This is a genomic window from Pseudochelatococcus sp. B33, assembly GCF_053570585.1.
Genome location: NZ_JBSEFH010000008.1, coordinates 65047 through 83035 on the forward strand (window position 1 = coordinate 65047; position 17989 = coordinate 83035).

The following is a 17989-nucleotide window of genomic DNA, read 5'->3' on the forward strand; positions in this document are numbered from 1 at the left end:
GTCAGCTCCTCTTCAGTTTGGGATCGAGCGCGTCGCGCAGCCCGTCGCCGACCAGATTGATGGCGAGCACCGTGACCAGGATGGCGAGGCCGGGAAAGGTGACGACCCACCATGCCCGCAGGATGAACTCCCGCGCCTCGGCCAGCATCGTGCCCCATTCCGGCGTCGGCGGCTGTGCACCCATGCCGAGGAAGCCCAGCGCCGCGGCATCGAGGATGGCGTTGGAGAAGGATAGCGTCGCCTGCACGATCAGCGGCGCGAGGCAGTTCGGCAGGATGGTGACGAACATGAGCCGCAGCCGCCCCGCGCCGGACAGCCGCGCCGCCGTCACATATTCACGGTTCTTCTCCGCGATCACCGCAGCGCGGGTGAGGCGCGCGAAATGCGGCTGCAGGATCAGCGCGATGGCGATCATGGCGTTCGTCAGACCCGGCCCGAGGACGGCGACGAGCACGATCGCCAGCACCAGCGAGGGAAACGACAGGATGACGTCCATGATCCGCATGATCGTGGCATCGATGAAACCGCCGAAATAACCGGCGATCAGGCCGGTGGTCACGCCCACGACGAGCGCGATGCTGACCACGACGACGCCGACGAACAGCGAGAACTGCGAACCGTAGATCAGGCGCGAAAGAATGTCGCGCCCCACCGCATCCGTGCCGAGAAGGAATCGCGTGCTCCCGCCGTCCTGCCAGACAGGCGGGGCGAGCAGGGCATCGCGGAACTGCGCGCTCGGATCGTGGGGCGCGAGGAATGGCGCCAGCAGCGCCATCAGCACGAGGCCGACGCAGACCGCAAGGCCGATCACCGCGCCGCGGTTCTCGCTGAAGTAGAACCAGAAGGCGGCCAGCGCCCGCTGCCTCGGCGCTTCGCCGGCCGCCGGAATGGCGCCGTTGTCGAAGGAAGATGTATCGTTCATGTCGGCCTCAGCGATGACGGATGCGGGGATTGATGAGGCCGTAGAGCAGATCGACCGTGAGATTGACCGCCATGACCACCAGCGCGACGAGCAGCAGCCCGCCCTGCACCGACGGATAGTCGCGGCGGAAGATGGAATCGATCAGCCACTTGCCGATCCCCGGCCAGGAGAAGATCGTCTCCGTGAGGATCGCGCCCGCGAGCAGCACCCCCACCTGCAGGCCGATCGTCGTGATGACCGGGATCATGCCGTTGCGCAGCGCATGGATGCCGACCACGCGCAGCGGCGACAGGCCCTTGGCGCGGGCCGTGCGCACATAGTCCTCGCCGAGCACCTCCAGCATCGCCGAGCGGGTCTGGCGGGCGATGACGGCAAGCGGGATGGTCGCCAGCACGACGGTGGGCAGGACGAGATGCTGGACGGCGGAGGCGAAGGCCCCCTTCTCCCCCGACAGCAGGCTGTCGATCAGCATGAAGCCCGTCACCGGCTCGAAATAGTAGAGGAGCGAGATACGGCCGGAAACCGGGGTCCACTGCAGGATGCCCGAGAACACGATGATCAGCAGCAGGCCCCACCAGAAGATGGGCATGGAATAGCCGACGAGGGCAAGCCCCATCGACGTCTGGTCGAACCACGATCCGCGCTTGACGGCCGCGATCACGCCTGCCGGGATCCCGATGACGACGGCAACGAACATCGCGCACAGGCTCAGTTCGACGGTCGCCGGAAACAGCGCGAGGAATTCCCGTGCCACGGGGGCTTTCGTGATGAGGGACTGGCCGAGATCGCCTTGCAGGAGACCGCCAACATACTCCAGATATTGCTCCCACAGCGGCCGGTCGAAGCCGAATTGCGCCATCAGCTGGGCATGGCGCTCGGGGCTGACGCCCCGTTCGCCCGCCATCAGCAGCACGGGATCGCCCGGCAGCACACGCACGAATCCGAAGGCCACAATCGTGATGCCGATGAGCGTGGGCACCAGATAGAGCAGCCGTCCGAGGATGAAACGGAACATGGAGACACCTCAATGGAGGAGGCGCGAACGCCGTTCGCAACCTCCCCCGCAACCTGGACGTCCGGGCGGGTTTCCCGGGCAACGAGACTTATCCCGAGGAGCGGGAGGCCCGTCCGGCCAATGCACGTTCCGCCCGGCAGCGAGCTCCGTCGGGCGGACAAACGTCGTTCTACAAGGGTTCAGTCGGTAAGATCGACACCGTCGAAGCGGTGCGAGCCGAGCGGATCCATCTTGTAGCCGGTCACTTTCTTGGACAGCGGCTGGAAGACCGTGGAATGAGCGAGGGTCGCCCACGGCGCCTGGTCCTTGAAGATCTGCTGCGCCTCCTCGTAGAGCTTCGTGCGCTCGGCCTGATCGGACAGGGTCTTCGCCTTCTGGACGAGGTCGTCGAAGGGCTTGTAGCACCACTGGGCCCGGTTGTTGTTGCCGACGCCGGCGCAGCCCAGCAGCACACCCATGAAGTTGTCGGGATCGCCGTTGTCGCCCGTCCAGCCGAGGATGACGGCACCGTCGCGATCGACCTCCGCTGCCTTCTTGAGGTATTCACCCCATTCCATCGAGACGATCTCGACCTCGACGCCCACCTTGGCGAAATCGGCCTGGATCAGCTCCGCGGTGCGGCGTGCGTTGGGCATGTAGGGCCGGCTCACCGGCATCGCCCAGACCTTCATCTTGAGGTTTTCGACGCCGGCGGCCTCAAGCGCCTTCTTGGCGGCCTCGGGGTCGTAGCTGTCGTCCACGATGCTCTCGTTATAGCCCCACATCGTCGGCGGAATCGGATTCTTCGCCACCTGACCGGAGCCCTGGAACACGGCGTCGATGATCGCCTGCTTGTTGATGGCCTGGTTGAGCGCGCGACGCACCTCCGGCTTGTCGAACGGCGCTATACGGGTGTTATAGGCGAGATAGGCGATGTTCAGACCCGCCTGCTCATCGACCTGCAGATTGGGATCGGCCTGAAGCCCCGCGAGGTCGGCCGGCGGCGGATAGGGCGCCGCGTGGCACTCGCCGGCCTTCAGCTTCTGCACGCGCACGGCCGGATCGTTGGTGATGGCGAAGATGAGAGTATCGATCGGCTGCTTGCCGCCCCAGTAATCCGGATGGGCAGCATAACGGATGACGGCGTCCTTCTGATAGGCAACGAAGGCAAAAGGCCCGGTACCGATCGGCGCAAGGTTGATATTCGCCTTATTGTCATCAGCCTCAAGCTTGTCGGCATATTCCTTCGACAGGATCGATGCGAAGTCCATCCCGAGATTGGCGACGAACGGCGCCTCGGGATGGTTCAGCACGAACTTCACCGTGTGATCGTCGACCTTGACGATGTCCTTGATGAGATTGGACATGTCCATGCTGTCGAAATAGTCCCACGCGATGCCCGCCGTATATTGATACCACGGGTTGTCCTTGTCGCGCTGGCGATTGAAGGAGAAGAGCACGTCGTCGGCATTGAACTCGCGGGTCGGCGTGAAGAACGGCGTGGTATGGAACTTCACGCCCTGACGCAGGTGAAACGTGTATTCGAGACCGTCGTCGGAGACCTCCCACCTCTCGGCAAGTGCCGGCACGAGCGTCGTTTCACCCTTTTCGAACTCCACCAGGCGGTTATAGATCGCCTTCGACGACGCATCGTTGGTTGTTCCGGCGGTGTAGGGCGCGGGATCGAAGCCCTCCGGTGATCCTTCCGAGCAATAGATCAGGGTTTTGGCAGAGGCGGTGCCGGCGAGCAGCATCGCCGTGACGGCAGCCGCCACATACATTGTTTTGCGTATCATCTGACTTCTTCCCTCTGTTCTGAGTTTTCATCGACCAAAAATCATGCAGCTTCCGAGGAGGCGGGTGCGGCACCGGTCGTGCCCCCATCTCCATTCTATGGATCAATGTGTTGCATGCAGTCCTCCGTCGATCGTCTATCCGCCGGGATGGGCCTTCCGAATCTCCGGATTGTTCAGCAGAATGTCTGCCTCCACACCATGACGATACGCCCCACCTTCATCACATAACAGCGACTGGCAACCGTCAGGGCCGCTGTTGCATTCCGCTCGACGAGGGGTCAGGATTCATGAAAATGGTGACATGCCCCCCGTTCCTTTGTCGTGAACGCATGATCGGACGATTCCATCCGATCGGAACACGGATTTCTCCTATCGCACGCCCCTCCTATCGCACGCCCCAGGTGTCCGCCACGCGGTAGCCCTCCGGCCAGGGATCGGCCGGGTCCAGCATGTGCTGGTGGATACCGGTAATCCAGGCACGGCCGGATATTTCGGGCAGGATCGCCCTGTGGCCGCCAACCGTCGTGGTGCCGACGATCCGGCCGACGAATGTCGAGCCGATCACGGAAACGGTCGTCAGCCTGTCGGAAAGTCCCATCTGTTCGCGCGCGTGCAGGACCGCCATGCGGGCGGACAGGGCGGTGCCGGTCGGGGACCGGTCGATCTTGCCGGGCTGGACGGTCACGGCCGATCCCGCCCGCAGGTCGTTGCCGTTCCGCTCCACCGGACCGGCGAACAGGCAGAACGAGAAATGATTCCAGTCGGGATTCTCCGGATGCTCGAAGCGCAGCGCGCTGTTCGCCGCTTTTGTGATGCGCACGCCGAGGCGGGCGATGTCGTGGGCTTCGTCCGCGACAAGGCGCAGCCCCATGGCGGCAGCATCGACGATGACGAAGCTGTCGCCGCCATAGGCGGTATCGACCGTCAGCGTACCCAGCCCCTCCACCTCGAGTGTCGCATCGAGCTGGGCGGCGAAGCTCGGCAGGTTCTGGACAAAGATGCGCTCGGCCTTGCCGTTGCGGCATTCGGCCCGCACCTTCACCAGTCCGCCCGGCGCTTCGAGCGTGAGATGGGTCTCCGGCTCCTGCATCGGCACGATCCCTGAATCGAGCAGGACGGTCGCGACACAGATCGAGTTCGAACCGGACATCGGCGGGTTGTACTCCGGCTCCATGATGATGAACCCCGCATCCGCCTCCGGGTGCCTGGGCGGCACCAGAAGATTGACGTGCCGGAAGACGCCGCCGCGCGGTTCGTTGAGGACGAAGTTGCGCAAGGTGTTGTCCTTTGCGAGCCAGCGGCTCTGTTCCCACAGCGTGTCGCCCGGCGGCGGGGCGACGCCGCCCACGATGACATCGCCAACCTCGCCTTCGGCATGGGCGGAGATGACATGGATGGTTCTTGAACTGCGCATGAGATCCTCACGAGGACGGGTTGCTCACAAAAGCCAGTCCGGCCGGTGGACGGGAACGCGTCCCGTCAGCGCGGCGGTGATGCAGTCGGCAAGGCTCCCAAGGCGTACCGCCCTTCCGGAAAGGCCGGGGCCGTAATGGGCATACTTGCCGGAATTGGTCATCACCGCGCGTGTCCGGACTGGAAAGACCGGTTCCGATATCGAACACCAGCAAAGGTCAGGCAGAACCTGAACACCGCTGTTCTCAAGCCGGGAAAGCGTGCCGTCCTCCCGGGCCTGTGCGATGACGGCATGACCCGCCGTGACGATCACGGCCACGTCCCGATGCCGTCGGCGGCCGCCGAGCGCGTGCACTAGCGCCCGGCATTCCTCGAGCGACGCGTGCGGGCTGCCGATGGCGACGAGTTCGACTGCCTCGGGACCATCGTTCAGCATGTCCCATGCCGCCGCCATGTCGGCGCGTGAAATGGCGAGCTCGTCCGCAGCGGAAGCGAGCGCCCCGTCGGCTTCGGGCGTGATGCCGTCCACATGCAGCATCGGCGCGGCGGATGTCGTGCCGAAGGCCGCGCACAGCGCCTTCAGATCGTCGCGGGACGGCGCGGCGGCCGCAAGACCGCGCAGGAGTGGAATGCGGTCGGGCGAGGCCTTGCCCGCGACATAGCCGACGAGCGGCCAGAACGCGTCGTCGACCACGGGCGGCAGGTCGAAGTCGATAACGCGCTGCGCCCTGCGGTTGTCGTCGAGATAGACGCCCGCGAGCGGGGCGCGGCCGGTCAGGGCGATGCAAAGGTCGAGAAAATCCGGGTGCTTGGCCGTCCGCGCTCCCAGCACGGAATTGGCGAAGACCACGGCGTTCGATTCCGCCCAGGCGATCGACTCCCCCGCGTGGGGCGCGCTGTCGAGCAGATAGGGGGCGCAGGTGAACGTCGGCCGGCAACCCATGCGGACATAGGCATCCGCAAGCCGTGCGGCCGGGTCTCCGAACGATGGCTGCAGGCCCTGCGCCCGCCAGTTGGCCCGATCGACGGAGATCGCGTTCATCGTCGTGGGAATGCGCACCCTTGCGCCTATGTCCGCCATCTTTTCGGCGAAAGTCAGATTGGCAGGGCTGGCATAGATGCAGCCATCGATATGGCCCTGTGTCACGTCGACCAGGCTGCGCGCGCCCTGTTGCAGCGCCATGGCGCAGACGATCCGCATCGCCTGGCTCGCCGCCGCACCCGCAGCGCCGTCCAGCATGGCCCTGTCGGCACCGGTGAGATCAAGGGCCGCAGCCTCCGGCCGCGATACCGGCATATTCAGCCCTTCCGCCTCGATGGCGCCCGGGCGGATGCGGGCCGTCTTCGCCCGCGAGAGCGCGGCAAAAGACACGGGATCGAGCCGCAGCACCGGCAGCGGCCTGCCGAACATTTCGGCTGCAATCAGCGCACCGAGCGTCAGCACGTCCTCGGATTCGCAGAACACGAGCGCCGCCGGTGCCCGCCCGCTCAGGATCAGGTCGAGCAGCACGCCCGACCCCGTGCACGAGCCCCGGCTCGTCGGCATCATCAGGATGCTGCCGGTCAGGCATACGTCATGCAGGGGATGATGAACGTCGATGACGCGACCGGTCGCCGGGTCCACGCCGCCCCAGAAGCTCAGCGCTTCCGGCGACGCGACCACAGGTCCGCTCGCCGAACCCGCAAGGATGCTGAGGGCTTCGGGAGCAGCCGCCGCACAGGGCATATCGGATTTCGTCAACATCGCTCCTCGTCAATTACGCGATGGCCGCGCGGACCTCACGTCGATTCCCTGAGCCGACGAGCCTCAGCCGTGTCATGACCGAGGCCCCGATGAAGGTGAGCCAGACGATGCAATAAACCGCGCATTCATCCACCCAGTAAATCGGATGACTAGAATAGCGCGTCACCACATTGAGAAGTATCGCGCCAATCAGAAGGAACATCAGCAGTATAATGGCTCTTCGCTCCACTGAAAGCAGTTTTTCAGATAACCAAACAATATCACGCCACAAGACAAGCGACTGCGGCCCCGTGTTTTCAGCGTGCTGCATAACTTGTTCCCCGCTTCCGATTGCTCGGATATTTGTTGTCGACAAGTGTGTTGTATAAAATCTATTGTGTCAACGTCAGCTTTGGATATTGACGCCGGTGTGGGTGGAAACGCTCTGCTGCGTGTGTGTTGCTCCTTCGAATTCAGACGGCCGGTGCGCAGGCCATGAGCCGTATCGCGCACCTGCAGCAATCATTTCACGACGAAACCGTGGGCGAAGGGGTCGCGGTCGTCGATGAAGATCGTGTTGTATCCGGTCATGCGCGCCCAGCCCGCGATGGAGGGAATGATCGCCTCGCGGCCGGAGACGGAGGCTGCCGCCTCCACCCGCCCCCTGAACAGCGAGCCGATGATGCTCTCGTGCACGAACTCGTCGCCGACCTTGAGCTTTCCCTTGGCGGCAAGCTGCGCCATCCGGGCCGAGGTGCCAGTGCCGCAGGGTGAGCGGTCGATCGCCTTCTCGCCGTAGAACACGGCGTTGCGGGCATGCGCCTCCGGCGCCGACGGCTTTCCCGTCCACTGGATATGGCTCAGGCCGCTGATTTCCGGATGTTCGGGGTGCGCGAATTCGTATTTCTCGTTCAGTGCCGCCCGCAGCTTCGGGGACCAGCCGACAAGTTCTCCCGCCGTATGATCGGCCATGTCGCGAAAATTCTTCTGCTCCTCGACGATGGCGTAGAAGTTGCCGCCGTAGGCCACGTCGACCACGATCTCGCCCAGCCCCTCCACGATTGCGGTCAGGCCCTCCGCGTAGAGGAAGCTCGGGACGTTGGTGAGCCGAACTTCCTCGACGAAGCGGCCCTTCTGCCGGTAGGTGATGTCGACCTTGCCGGCGGGCGTGTCGATGGACAGCCTCCCCGGCTCGCGCGGAATGATGAGCCCGTTCTCGATGCCCATGGTGATGGTGCCGATCGTCCCGTGGCCACACATCGGCAGGCACCCCGACGTTTCGATGAACAGCACCGCCACATCGCAGTCGGGCCGGGTCGGCGGGTAGAGGATCGCGCCGGACATCATGTCGTGCCCACGCGGCTCGAACATCAGCCCGGTGCGGACCCAGTCGAATTCACGCAGGAAATGGGCGCGCCTTTCCAGCATGTTGGCGCCTTCGAGCCGGGGCCCGCCACCCGAAACCAGGCGGACGGGGTTACCGCACGTATGCCCGTCGATACAGGAAAAGGTGTGGGTGGCCATGGTTCAGAACCTCTGGGATGAAAAAGGTGCAAGATCGATGACGGGGGCGTGGTCCGTCAGCAGGTCGGCGACGAGCCGGGCTGTCCCCGCGGATTGGGTGAGGCCGAGATGGCCGTGACCGAAGGCGTAAACGACACGCGGGGCGGCGCGGGCGCGGCCGATGACGGGCAGGCTGTCCGGCAGAGAGGGGCGGAACCCCATCCACTGCACGCCGCCCGCGGTTCTGAGCCCGGGCAGGAAGCCTTGCGCCTTCGTCAGCATGGCTTCCGAGCGGCGGAAGTTGGGCGGCAGATCGAGCCCGCCCAGTTCCACGGCCCCACCGACACGAATGCCGGTCGACAGGCGGGAAACCACGAAACCGTGGCCGCCGAATGTCACCTGCGTGCGCAGGTCGAAGGCGTCCGGCGGCAGGGTCGTGTTGTAGCCGCGCTCGGTCTCCAGCGGAATCGTCTCGCCGATCGTCCGGGCAAGGCGGTGGGAGAAGGCGCCGGCCGCCAGCACGACCTGTCCGGCACGGCGGGAGCCTCCCCCCGCCGTCAGCACCTCGACACTGCCGTCGACGGGTTGCAGGCCGGACGCTTCGGCGATGTCGATCGCGCCGCCCGCGGCGACGAAATGCTCCGCCAGCGCAAGGGTATAGAGCTTCGGATCGGCGATGGAATACCATCCCGGCGTGAAAGTGCCGTGCGTGAAACGTGGCGACAGGCCCGGCTGGATGTCGGCCATCTCCGCCGCCGTCAGGTGGCGGAAATCGATGCCATGCGCCTCGCGCGCCTTCCATCCGGGCAGGGATGCCTTGAGTTCGGCCTCGCCCTCGTAGACTTGCAGGTTCCCCGCCTTGCGAAGCATGGCCTGCGTTCCGGTTCTGGCGAGGAAGGGCTCCAGTTCCGCCTTCGACAGGTCCATCAGGGCCGTCTGCGCTCTGGTCGACAGGGCGACCCGCTCCGGCGAGCAGGCGCGCCAGAAACGGAACATCCATGGCGCGATCCGCAACGCATAGGCAGGCGGCACCGTGAGCGGTCCGAGCGGGTCGAGCAGCCATTTCGGCGCCTTCCGCAGGATGCCAGGGGATGCGAGCGGCAGGATGTCGGTAAAGGCGAACGCGCCGGCATTGCCGGCCGATGCGCCCGCCGCAGGCCCCTCGCGATCGAGGACCCGGACCGACAGTCCGCGTTCCTGCGCGGCGATCGCGGCGGAAAGTCCGACAACGCCCGCACCGACGACGATGACATCGGGCGTTGATATCAACGGACGCTCGAGAGAAATTTTTTCGTCTCCGGATTCTGCGGCGAGCCGAATATCTGTTCCGGCGTGCCTATTTCAGCCATGATACCCTGATGGAAGAAGGCCACCCTGTCGGATACGTCGCGCGCGAAGGCCATTTCATGGGTGACGCAGATCATCGTCATCCCTTCTTCGGCGAGCATCTTCAGGGTATCGAGCACCTCGCCCACAAGCTGGGGATCAAGCGCCGAGGTCACTTCATCGAACAGCATGTACGCGGGGGACATCGCCAGCGCGCGGGCAATCGCCATGCGCTGCTGCTGCCCACCCGAGAGCCTGTTGGGATAGGTCGAAAGCTTCTCGGCAAGCCCGACATGGGTCAATTGCCTGACCGCGATCTCCTCGGCCTCGCGCTTCGACAGCCCCAGCACCTTGCGCGGGGCGAGCATCACATTCTCCAGCACGGTCAGGTGCGGGAAGGCGTTCCACTGCTGGAAAACGATGCCCACCTTGCGGCGCAGCTTGTTGAGATCGGTGGTTCTGGCGTGCACTTCCGTGCCGTCGATCACGATCCGGCCGCTATCGATCGGCTCGAGCCCGTTGATGCAGGTCAGCAGCGTCGACTTGCCCGATCCCGATCCGCCGATGATGGTGACAACCTCGCCCTTGCTGACAATCAGGTCAATCCCTTTCAGAACCTTCAGCGAGCCGAAGGACTTGTGGACATTTTCGATCTCAATCATTCGGGGACCACCGTCGTTCGAGATACCCACCCAGCCGGGCTACGGGGAAGCTGATGATGAAGTAGATGGCTCCGCAGATCATCAGGATGAAGAGCGGCTCCTGCAGCCGGGTAACGAGGATTTGCGATGCGCGCAGCAGCTCGATCAGGCCAAGCCAGAGCACGAGCGTCGAGTCCTTCATCACGCCCAGCGTGAGACCGATCCACGAGGGCAAGGCGACGCGGGTCGCGAGCGGCGCCGCGATGTAGCGCGTGTCCTGCCACCATGTCATCCCGAGGGAACGCGCAGCGCGGCGCGTGGTCGGGGGCACGGCCTCGATGCTGCCGCGCACGATCTCCGTGCAGTAGGCGGCGGTATAGAGCGACAGCACGACGCAGGAGGTGACGAACGGCCCCCAGCCGAGCTGCGCGATCGACTGGAACGCGTTGCCCAGCACGAGCTGAATCAGAAGCGGCACCGACCGGAAGACATCCAGCACGAGGGCCAGCGGTATGGACCAGTAAGGCCCCAGTTCGAACCGGATAATGCCGAACACGACGCCAAGCAGCGTGCCCGCCGCCACGGCAATAGCGGTGACCTGCAGCGTCATCCACGCGCCCTGGGCAAGGAAGAGCAGGTCGTTCCAAGTGAGAGCTGTCTCGAACATCACTCACCTCTCTCTCAGTAACGGAACAGGCGCCAGGCCAGGAGGCGGGCCGACAGGGTGACCGCCTTGGCGATGACGTAATAGATCACGGCGGCCAGAGCGAAGAATTCAAAGGTGCGGAAGGAGCGCGCGTTCAGTTCCTGGGTGATGCCGGCAAGATCGGTGTTCATGCCCACCGTGACGCCGAGCGACGTCATCAGGATGGCCCACACCATCTGGTTCGTCATCGGCAGGAAGGCGACACGCAGCATTTGCGGCAGAACGATCAGTCGGAACGACTGGAGCCCGGTCATGCCGAGCGAGCGGGCGGCGCGCACCTGGGTATCGGGTATGGCTTTGAGGGCCCCGCGGAAGTTCTCCGCCAGATAGCCGGCATTGTTGAAGGCGATGCCGGCGAGCAGCGCAGCATAGGGGCTCAGATGGATGCCGAAATTGCCCAGTCCGAAATGCGCCATGTAGATCTGGAACAGGGCGGGGGTGTTGCGGGCGACCTCCACCCAGGCAACGGCGAAACCGGTCAGAACACGGTTGCCCGACCTGCGGAACAACGTCAGGGCAATGGCACAGGCAATGCCTATGACCATCGACAGGACGGCGATCTGCAGGGTCACCAGAGCGCCGTCCAGAAGCTGGGGTAAGGCGTTGAACGCCTGGTTCCAGCGAAATGAATAGTTCAGCATTCCCGCCTCACATTACAATCGGGTGAGGCGGCGGCCTGCACTCCCCGCCGCCCACGGACGGTAAGGTCAGCGGTAGACGCCGTTGACAGTCAGATCCGGCACTTCGCCGCCAATCCACTTTTCATAGAGTTCAGCATAGCGACCGGTACGAACCTGCTGGTTCACGAACAGGTTCAGATAATTGAGAAGGCCGTATTCATCCCGCACGGTGAAGAGCGCGACGTAGTCGATATCAAAAGGAGCCGTGCCGACGACGGAAATGCCGGGGAACTTGCCGGACTTCACGTTGGCCTGGGCGACTGTCGAGGTCGAGACAGTGGCGTCGAGGTGCCCCTGGCTCACCGCCAGGAAGACGTCCGCCTGGGTTTGGTAGGGCCGGAAGGTCCCCTCACCCCACTCCTTGACCTGCGCTTCCAGCGCAATGGCCTCATAGGTGCCCGCCGTGGCGCCCACCGTCTTGCCCTTCATATCCTCGAAGGACGCGATGCCCGATTTGTCATTGGCCGTGACCGCCATCTCGAATGCGAAATATGGGATCGACATGCCCACCGTCTTGGCGCGTTCCAGCGTGTCCGATGTGGAAGCGACGCCCACGTCGACGCGGCCCGACATGAGCGCCGGAATACGTTCGGGGAACGGCGTCTCGACGATCTCCGACTTGACGCCGAGCGCCGCTGCGAGATCGTTGCAGTAATCGACATCGAAGCCGATCGGATTGTTGGACTCGTCACGCGAGCCCATGGGCGGGAAATCGAGCACGACCGCGCAACGCAGCACGCCCGAGGAAATGATGTCATCCAGCTTGTCGGCCTGCGCCGGGCCGGTCATCGCGATGGCGGCCGCGAGGCCAAGTACGGAAAGCTTCAGCTTCATCTTCATCATTCACCCCTCTGAGTGTGTCTTCTTGGTTGATGAACGGTGCCAACTATCCCCCATTGGACCGCACAAATCAAATAAAATATACAACATGTATACAGCGTGGCCGGAAGTTTTCTGCTCCCTTCGTCGAGAACGGTCGGTGCAGGGCGAAACGATGCGGGCTGGCCTTCGTTCCGAACATGTATATTTTATGTATGCTATGCGTGTATGGTCAATACGCGTTTTATGTCGTCTGTCCTGCTTTTCACGCGGGAAGCGGCCGAAAAAGGGAGCGGAGTGAAACTGATGACCATCCTGCCAGTCAATGCCTTGCTTGAACGCGTGGAAGCCATTTTTCACAAAGCGGGACTGAACGCCGCCCAGGCGGGCGCAGTCGCGCGTGTCATTGTCGCGGGCGAGCGCGATGCATGCAAGTCCCATGGCATCTATCGCATAGAAGGCTGCCTGCGGACGCTGAAAGCCGGGAAGGTCAAGGCGGACGCCGTCCCCCGCCTCGTACGCGAGGAGGGATCGGCGATCGTGCGCGTGGACGCCGGCGGCGGATTCGCCAACCCGGCCTTCGAAGCCGGGTTGCCGGAACTGGTGGAGCGCACGAAGGCCACCGGCCTTGCCGCGCTGGTCATCAATGACTGCACGCATTTCTCGGCACTCTGGCACGAGGTGGAAGCGCTGACGGAACAGGGCCTTGCGGCACTCGTCATGTGTCCGAGCTACGCGACCGTGGCCCCGGCGGGCGGCAATCGGCCACTGCTCGGCACCAATCCGCTGGCCTTCGGCTGGCCGCGCAAGGGGCAACCGCCCTACGTCTTCGACTTCGCCACCTCCGTCGCCGCCCGCGGCGAGATCGAGTTGCACCGGAGGGCCGGGAAGCCGATTCCGGAAGGCTGGGCAATCGATCGCGACGGGCAACCGACAACCGACCCCGAAGCCGCCCTTGCCGGGGCCATGCTGCCTTTCGGCGGGCACAAGGGCTCCGCCATCGGCACCATGATCGAACTGCTCGCGGGCGTGATGATCGGCGACCTGACGAGCCCCGAAGCGTTCGACTACCTCGGCGCCACCACCCTCATCCCCCGTCACGGCGAGCTGATTCTGGCATTCGACCCCGTGCGTTTCGCGGCCGGACGCGCCGGAGATCCGTTTGAGCGGGCCGAACACCTGTTCGAGGCCATCCTGGACCAGGGCGCCCGGCTGCCGTCACAGCGCCGCTTTGTCGCCCGCGCCCGCTCGGAGGCCGAAGGCATTCACCTGACGGCTGCCGAAACGGCTCAACTCGACCGGCTGCTCGATCTCGGACTGGACGCCGTGGCCTGAGAAGCCGGCCAGGGCGACCCAGGAGCCCGACGCCGGCGAGCCGTCGGGCTTGACCGGCGGGATTGGCCGGCGGCTCAGCCCTTGTAGGTCTGGACGGCACCCGGGAGCTTGCTCCACTCGGCGTACCAGGAATCGAAGAGCTTGAGCTGCGTCTCCACATAGCCGCGCTGGCTTGCCGAGAGGGCGTCCGTCTCGTTGAAGTGCAGGGTGTACTCCGGGTAGCCCTTCAGCACCAGCATGTACTTGAAGTAGAGCACCAGGTCCGGCCCCTCGTCGAAGGAGGACAGGACCGCGAGCGCCTGATCGAGCTCCTGCGCGCGCTGGCGTGCTTCGACGTCGCCCGCGGCGGCGGCCAGCGACAGCTTGCACAGATGGACGATCTCCCTCGGCAGCACATTGCCGATGCCGGTGATCGCGCCGGCGGCGCCGCAGTTGACGAAGCCGTGGACGACCGTCGTATCGACGCCGATCATCAGCGAGATGTCATCGTCGCCGCTGGTGATGTACTCCGCCGCATAGCGCATGTCGGCAGCGCCGCCGAACTCCTTGAAGCCGACGAGATTCGGATGCTCTGCACGCAGGGCGAAAAAGAGATCGGCGCGTGTGGCGAATCCGTAATAGGGACTGTTGTAGATGATCGCCGGCAGATTCGGGGCTGCGGAGAGAATCGCCTTGAAGTGCGCCTTCTGCGCTGCCGGCGAGGAACCGCGCGACAGGACGCGTGGAATGACCATGAGCCCCTGCGCGCCAACCTCCTGCGCATGGGCGGCGTGCGACACCGCCGATGCGGTATTGATCGCGCCGGTGCCGGCAACGACAGGGATGCCCGCCTTGACGAGCCGCGCCACGCCTTCCTGCCGCTGGGCATCCGTCAGCAGCGGCCAGTCGCCCATGGAACCGCAATAGACCACGGCCGACATCCCCTGGCCGATCAACTCCTCTGCCTTGCGCACCAGCGCGTCGAAGTCAGGGGTGCGATCCTCCCTGGCCGGGGTCATCAGCGCGGGAATGACGCCTGTGAAAATCGGGGCCTTCATCACGAACTCCTCTTTGCCTTTCTTATTTGACAGATCGCCAACGCCGTCGGGGCGCCAGTTCGATCTCCGGCACCTACCCTAGTCATTTGCATATTAATTGTCGACAAGATTCTGGGCAACGGTCAGAGAGTGATGTCCTGCCTCTCGTCCCGGGCGAAGAGCTGCTGGATCTGTCGCACGATCTGGTCGGCGTGCTGCTTCGCGATCCGGTCGGCGAGCTCGATGTCGCGTGCGGCGATCGCGCCGACCATCTGCTCGTGTTCCTCCACGAACTGGCGGGGCAGGCGATCGTCGTAGGACTGGTAGTAGAGGCGCAGGATGCGTCGCCCTTCGTCGAGCAGGCGCAGGCAGAGGCTGGTGAAATAGGGGTTGCGTCCGGCCTCGGCGATGGCGGCATGGAAATCCCGGTTGGTCGCGATCATCGCCAGCGCATCCTTCGCCGCCACCGCCGCCGCGAATTCTTCCGCATGGGCGCGTATCCGTTCCAGATCCTCCGGCCGGTGATTCCTGGCAGCAAGGCGCGTGGTGACACGGTACATGAGCGTGATGGCGTCGAAGAACGTGTGCAGGTTCAGGAAATCGATGTTCGACACCATCGTCGAGCGATTCGGCAGCGTCTCCACCAGCCCCTCGCCCGCCAGACGCACCAGCGCCTCACGGATCGGCGTGCGGGACATGCCGAATTTCTCGGCCAGTTGCACTTCGTCGATAGGGCTGCCCGGCGGCAGTTCGAGACCGAGAATTTCGTCGCGGAGCATGTCATAAACGAGCTTCACGCCGGAGCCACGCTTGCGCTCGGGAACGGAACGCATCTCTTCAACGGTCAAGGCAGGATCCTCTGATCAAACGAAAACGCTGTCGACATAAATTATACTTTTGTTTGAGAATTGGAAGCCGTCCATACGCGTGTTCCGATGCTCTTTTCCCTCGCCGGGCGCAGCAGCACATCGGCGCGGCGCGGCATGAGCATGCCGGACGGTTCTAAGAACCTCTGGCTTTGAGCGGGGTATGTGATGCCACTTTCCTGTGATTGGGGAGAGAAGCAGCACGGGTCAGCCCGGCTTTTCGGCGCTGGAAGTCAACGTGGTCTGCCTCCGGCAGTCCGCAACAAGCATCCGGAACTCTGCAAGTAGAATCTCAGGATTACGTGATGTCGCGGCAGAGCGCTGCACGGCCGATGTTCCAGGCAACGATCCGTGTCCTAAGAGGCGCACGAAGGCGTGTTCGCGCAAGAACATCGACGTGAGACCGGTAATGGCGACAAGGTTGATCGTCGGGATCAGTGGCGCATCCGGCATCATCTATGGTGTGCGAACACTTGAGTTGCTCAGGGATGCCCCTTTTCAGGGCGGCGGCGCCTTCCGCCGGCTGGACGCCGCCTGAGTTACTGCCCGGCCGCCCCGCCCCCCTTCTCAACGCAGCCCGTGGGTGGTGATCTTCTGCATCTGCGGCGACATCACCTGATCCGAGATATGGACGTTCCAGACCTCGGCCCCGTCCTGGGCGGCATGGCGCTCGAACAGCTCGCGGGTCCTGCCCAGGGTGTCGATATTGGCCCCCCGCAGCCCGAACCCCTGGGCGATGGCGGCGAAATCGGTCCTGCCGAAGATGGCGCCGCTGTCGTCGATCCCTTCCGAGCGCAGCTTATGGATCTCGGCGCCATAGGCCCCGTCGTTCAGCACGCAGATCAGCAGCTTGATCCCCTGGCGCCGTATCGTCTCCAGCTCCTGGATATGCATCACCAAGCTGCCGTCGCCCTCGATCAGCACCACCTTGCCGTTGCCCTTGGACGCCGCCACGCCGATCGCCATCGAGATCCCGTTGCCGATCGCCCCGAACTCGCGCACGATATGGTAGTTTTCGGGCGCGCGGTCCCTCATCTGCGAGTGGAAATAGGCGCAATGCCCGGTGCCGCTGACGATCTCCCAATCCTTTGGGATCACCTGGTCCAGCTCGGCCACGATCTCGCGCGGATCGAGGGTGCCCGGGGCGATGGGAAACTGGCGGCGATCGACCGAGCGCTCGCGGATCCGCTGCGCGACCTCCGGGGTCCGGGCCCGCGCCGCCCGCGGGGGCGCGGCCCTGAGCCTTGCCACGATCGCCTCGACCGCGGTCCTGGCATCGGCCTTCACATAGAGATCGGCGACCGGGGCGCCGTCCTTGAACCCGGTGGGATGTTCGTCGATCTGGATGACGAAGGCATCCGGGAACAGGCTGCCGCCGTCGCAGGTATAGGCGGTCATGCTGGCCCCGATCGCGATGACCAGATCCGCGCCGGCGAACTCGTCGCGCGCGGCCTGGTTCGAGAAGCCGCCGGCGATGCCCAGGCTGAACGGATCGGAATCGAACAGGCCCCGCGCCGGCAGCGTGGTGGACAGAAGCGCCCCGCCGAGATCGGCCAGCTCCAGGATCGCCGCCCGGGCGCCAGAGGCCACCGCGCCCCGCCCGGCGATGATCACCGGGTGGCGGGCGGCCTCGATCCGGGCCACCACCTTGGCCAGCGCCTGCGGGCTAGGCGGAACCGGGTCGATCGCGGGCAGCCAGGCCGTGGATGGCTGATAGCTCTCGTCGATCGGCAGCGGCTGCTTCTGCAGATCGAAGGGCACCCCCAGCACCACCGGCCGCCGCTCGGTCCGGGCGATGTAGAAGGCCTCGCGCACGCTGGGCAGAAGCCGGCCCAGGCTGTGAGCGGCGATGTAATGCGCGCCGGTGGCCAGCGCCAGCGGGGCCTGGTCGATCCCCTGGTTGTACCATTTGGCGTTTTCCGGATTGACCGGCATCTCGCCGGCGAACAGCACCAGCGGCACCCGCCCGCGCGCCGCGGTGGTCAGCGCGGTCATCGTCTGGGTGAAGCCGGGGCCAAGCGTGACCGAAGCCACCCCCACCCGCCCCGTGGCGATGGCCGAGCCGATGGCCATCCCGCAGGCGCAATGCTCGTGCCGGGCATGGACCGTCTGCACCTCGGGGTAATCCGACAGCGCGATCGCCCAATGCATGTTGGCGTCACCCATCAGGGTGAAATGTTCCCTCACCCCTTCGGCGAAGAACGCATGGGCGAGGGCCTTGTAGGCGGGAGCGTGGTTTTTCATCGTTC

General features: G+C 64.6%; 15 protein-coding genes and 1 pseudogene. 1 reads left to right on the top strand and 15 read right to left on the bottom strand.

The window, feature by feature from the left end; translation table 11 throughout:
• Position 1: 1 nt before the first annotated feature.
• From ACUSIJ_RS10500 to ACUSIJ_RS10555, 12 genes and pseudogenes are all read right to left on the bottom strand, one after another.
• Positions 2-922, bottom strand: a complete 921-nt coding sequence (locus ACUSIJ_RS10500) for an ABC transporter permease subunit (RefSeq protein WP_449308342.1) — start codon at positions 920-922, stop codon at positions 2-4.
• A 7-nt stretch (positions 923-929) separates the two neighbouring features.
• Positions 930-1937 carry an ABC transporter permease subunit gene (locus tag ACUSIJ_RS10505; protein WP_449308343.1) on the bottom strand — a complete coding sequence of 336 codons (1008 nt, stop codon included), beginning with the start codon at positions 1935-1937 and terminating at the stop codon, positions 930-932.
• Between the two features lie 179 nt (positions 1938-2116).
• Positions 2117-3712 (bottom strand): ABC transporter substrate-binding protein, encoded by a 1596-nt coding sequence (locus ACUSIJ_RS10510; RefSeq protein WP_449308344.1) that lies wholly within the window; start codon positions 3710-3712, stop codon positions 2117-2119.
• Positions 3713-4097: 385 nt separating this feature from the next.
• Positions 4098-5126 (bottom strand): trans-3-hydroxy-L-proline dehydratase, encoded by a 1029-nt coding sequence (locus tag ACUSIJ_RS10515; protein WP_449308345.1) that lies wholly within the window; start codon positions 5124-5126, stop codon positions 4098-4100.
• A 24-nt stretch (positions 5127-5150) separates the two neighbouring features.
• On the bottom strand, positions 5151-6869 hold the full coding sequence (lhpI, locus tag ACUSIJ_RS10520; RefSeq protein WP_449308346.1) for a cis-3-hydroxy-L-proline dehydratase: 1719 nt from the start codon (positions 6867-6869) through the stop codon (positions 5151-5153).
• 58 nt (positions 6870-6927) lie between these two features.
• Positions 6928-7179: pseudogene (locus ACUSIJ_RS10525) on the bottom strand (TRAP transporter small permease); the annotation flags it as partial.
• A 191-nt stretch (positions 7180-7370) separates the two neighbouring features.
• Positions 7371-8372, bottom strand: a complete 1002-nt coding sequence (locus ACUSIJ_RS10530; protein ID WP_449308347.1) for a 4-hydroxyproline epimerase — start codon at positions 8370-8372, stop codon at positions 7371-7373.
• Between the two features lie 3 nt (positions 8373-8375).
• Positions 8376-9617, bottom strand: coding sequence for an NAD(P)/FAD-dependent oxidoreductase (locus ACUSIJ_RS10535; RefSeq protein WP_449308495.1), 1242 nt, complete (start codon positions 9615-9617; stop codon positions 8376-8378).
• Positions 9617-10339 (bottom strand): amino acid ABC transporter ATP-binding protein, encoded by a 723-nt coding sequence (locus ACUSIJ_RS10540; protein ID WP_449308348.1) that lies wholly within the window; start codon positions 10337-10339, stop codon positions 9617-9619. The genes ACUSIJ_RS10535 and ACUSIJ_RS10540 overlap by 1 nt, the downstream gene beginning before the upstream one ends.
• The gene (locus tag ACUSIJ_RS10545; RefSeq protein ID WP_449308349.1) at positions 10332-10985 is read right to left on the bottom strand and encodes an amino acid ABC transporter permease; all 654 of its coding nucleotides are present in this window, start codon (positions 10983-10985) and stop codon (positions 10332-10334) included. Before ACUSIJ_RS10545 ends, ACUSIJ_RS10540 begins: the two co-directional genes overlap by 8 nt.
• Before the next feature lie 14 nt (positions 10986-10999).
• Complete coding sequence (locus ACUSIJ_RS10550; RefSeq protein WP_449308350.1) at positions 11000-11665, bottom strand: amino acid ABC transporter permease; 666 nt, start codon at positions 11663-11665, stop codon at positions 11000-11002.
• A 66-nt stretch (positions 11666-11731) separates the two neighbouring features.
• Positions 11732-12538 (bottom strand): ABC transporter substrate-binding protein, encoded by an 807-nt coding sequence (locus ACUSIJ_RS10555; RefSeq protein ID WP_449308496.1) that lies wholly within the window; start codon positions 12536-12538, stop codon positions 11732-11734.
• A gap of 291 nt (positions 12539-12829) precedes the next feature.
• Here ACUSIJ_RS10555 and ACUSIJ_RS10560 point away from each other — a divergent pair, with 291 nt between their 5' ends.
• A complete protein-coding gene (locus ACUSIJ_RS10560; RefSeq protein ID WP_449308351.1) occupies positions 12830-13858 on the top strand; it encodes an Ldh family oxidoreductase in 1029 nt (342 codons plus the stop codon).
• Positions 13859-13932: 74 nt separating this feature from the next.
• On the opposite strand, the gene ACUSIJ_RS10565 is transcribed toward ACUSIJ_RS10560, so the two are convergent.
• The 3 genes from ACUSIJ_RS10565 to ACUSIJ_RS10575 all read right to left on the bottom strand — a co-directional run bounded on the left by ACUSIJ_RS10565 (position 13933) and on the right by ACUSIJ_RS10575 (position 17984).
• Positions 13933-14895, bottom strand: coding sequence for a dihydrodipicolinate synthase family protein (locus ACUSIJ_RS10565; protein ID WP_449308352.1), 963 nt, complete (start codon positions 14893-14895; stop codon positions 13933-13935).
• Positions 14896-15017: 122 nt separating this feature from the next.
• Positions 15018-15707 carry a GntR family transcriptional regulator gene (locus ACUSIJ_RS10570; protein ID WP_449308497.1) on the bottom strand — a complete coding sequence of 230 codons (690 nt, stop codon included), beginning with the start codon at positions 15705-15707 and terminating at the stop codon, positions 15018-15020.
• A 600-nt stretch (positions 15708-16307) separates the two neighbouring features.
• Entirely contained in the window at positions 16308-17984 is a 1677-nt protein-coding gene (locus ACUSIJ_RS10575) for a thiamine pyrophosphate-binding protein (RefSeq protein WP_449308353.1), read from the bottom strand.
• Positions 17985-17989 lie beyond the last annotated feature (5 nt).

Bases quoted from the DNA above. Each gene is read 5' to 3' on its own strand.
- ACUSIJ_RS10500 (WP_449308342.1), bottom strand. From the start codon at position 922: ATGAACGATACATCTTCCTTCGACAACGGCGCCATTCCGGCGGCCGGC.
- ACUSIJ_RS10505 (WP_449308343.1), bottom strand. From the start codon at position 1,937: ATGTTCCGTTTCATCCTCGGACGGCTGCTCTATCTGGTGCCCACGCTC.
- ACUSIJ_RS10510 (WP_449308344.1), bottom strand. From the start codon at position 3,712: ATGATACGCAAAACAATGTATGTGGCGGCTGCCGTCACGGCGATGCTG.
- ACUSIJ_RS10515 (WP_449308345.1), bottom strand. From the start codon at position 5,126: ATGCGCAGTTCAAGAACCATCCATGTCATCTCCGCCCATGCCGAAGGC.
- lhpI (WP_449308346.1), bottom strand. From the start codon at position 6,869: ATGTTGACGAAATCCGATATGCCCTGTGCGGCGGCTGCTCCCGAAGCC.
- ACUSIJ_RS10530 (WP_449308347.1), bottom strand. From the start codon at position 8,372: ATGGCCACCCACACCTTTTCCTGTATCGACGGGCATACGTGCGGTAAC.
- ACUSIJ_RS10540 (WP_449308348.1), bottom strand. From the start codon at position 10,339: ATGATTGAGATCGAAAATGTCCACAAGTCCTTCGGCTCGCTGAAGGTT.
- ACUSIJ_RS10545 (WP_449308349.1), bottom strand. From the start codon at position 10,985: ATGTTCGAGACAGCTCTCACTTGGAACGACCTGCTCTTCCTTGCCCAG.
- ACUSIJ_RS10550 (WP_449308350.1), bottom strand. From the start codon at position 11,665: ATGCTGAACTATTCATTTCGCTGGAACCAGGCGTTCAACGCCTTACCC.
- ACUSIJ_RS10555 (WP_449308496.1), bottom strand. From the start codon at position 12,538: ATGAAGCTGAAGCTTTCCGTACTTGGCCTCGCGGCCGCCATCGCGATG.
- ACUSIJ_RS10560 (WP_449308351.1), top strand. From the start codon at position 12,830: ATGACCATCCTGCCAGTCAATGCCTTGCTTGAACGCGTGGAAGCCATT.
- ACUSIJ_RS10565 (WP_449308352.1), bottom strand. From the start codon at position 14,895: ATGAAGGCCCCGATTTTCACAGGCGTCATTCCCGCGCTGATGACCCCG.
- ACUSIJ_RS10570 (WP_449308497.1), bottom strand. From the start codon at position 15,707: ATGCGTTCCGTTCCCGAGCGCAAGCGTGGCTCCGGCGTGAAGCTCGTT.
- ACUSIJ_RS10575 (WP_449308353.1), bottom strand. From the start codon at position 17,984: ATGAAAAACCACGCTCCCGCCTACAAGGCCCTCGCCCATGCGTTCTTC.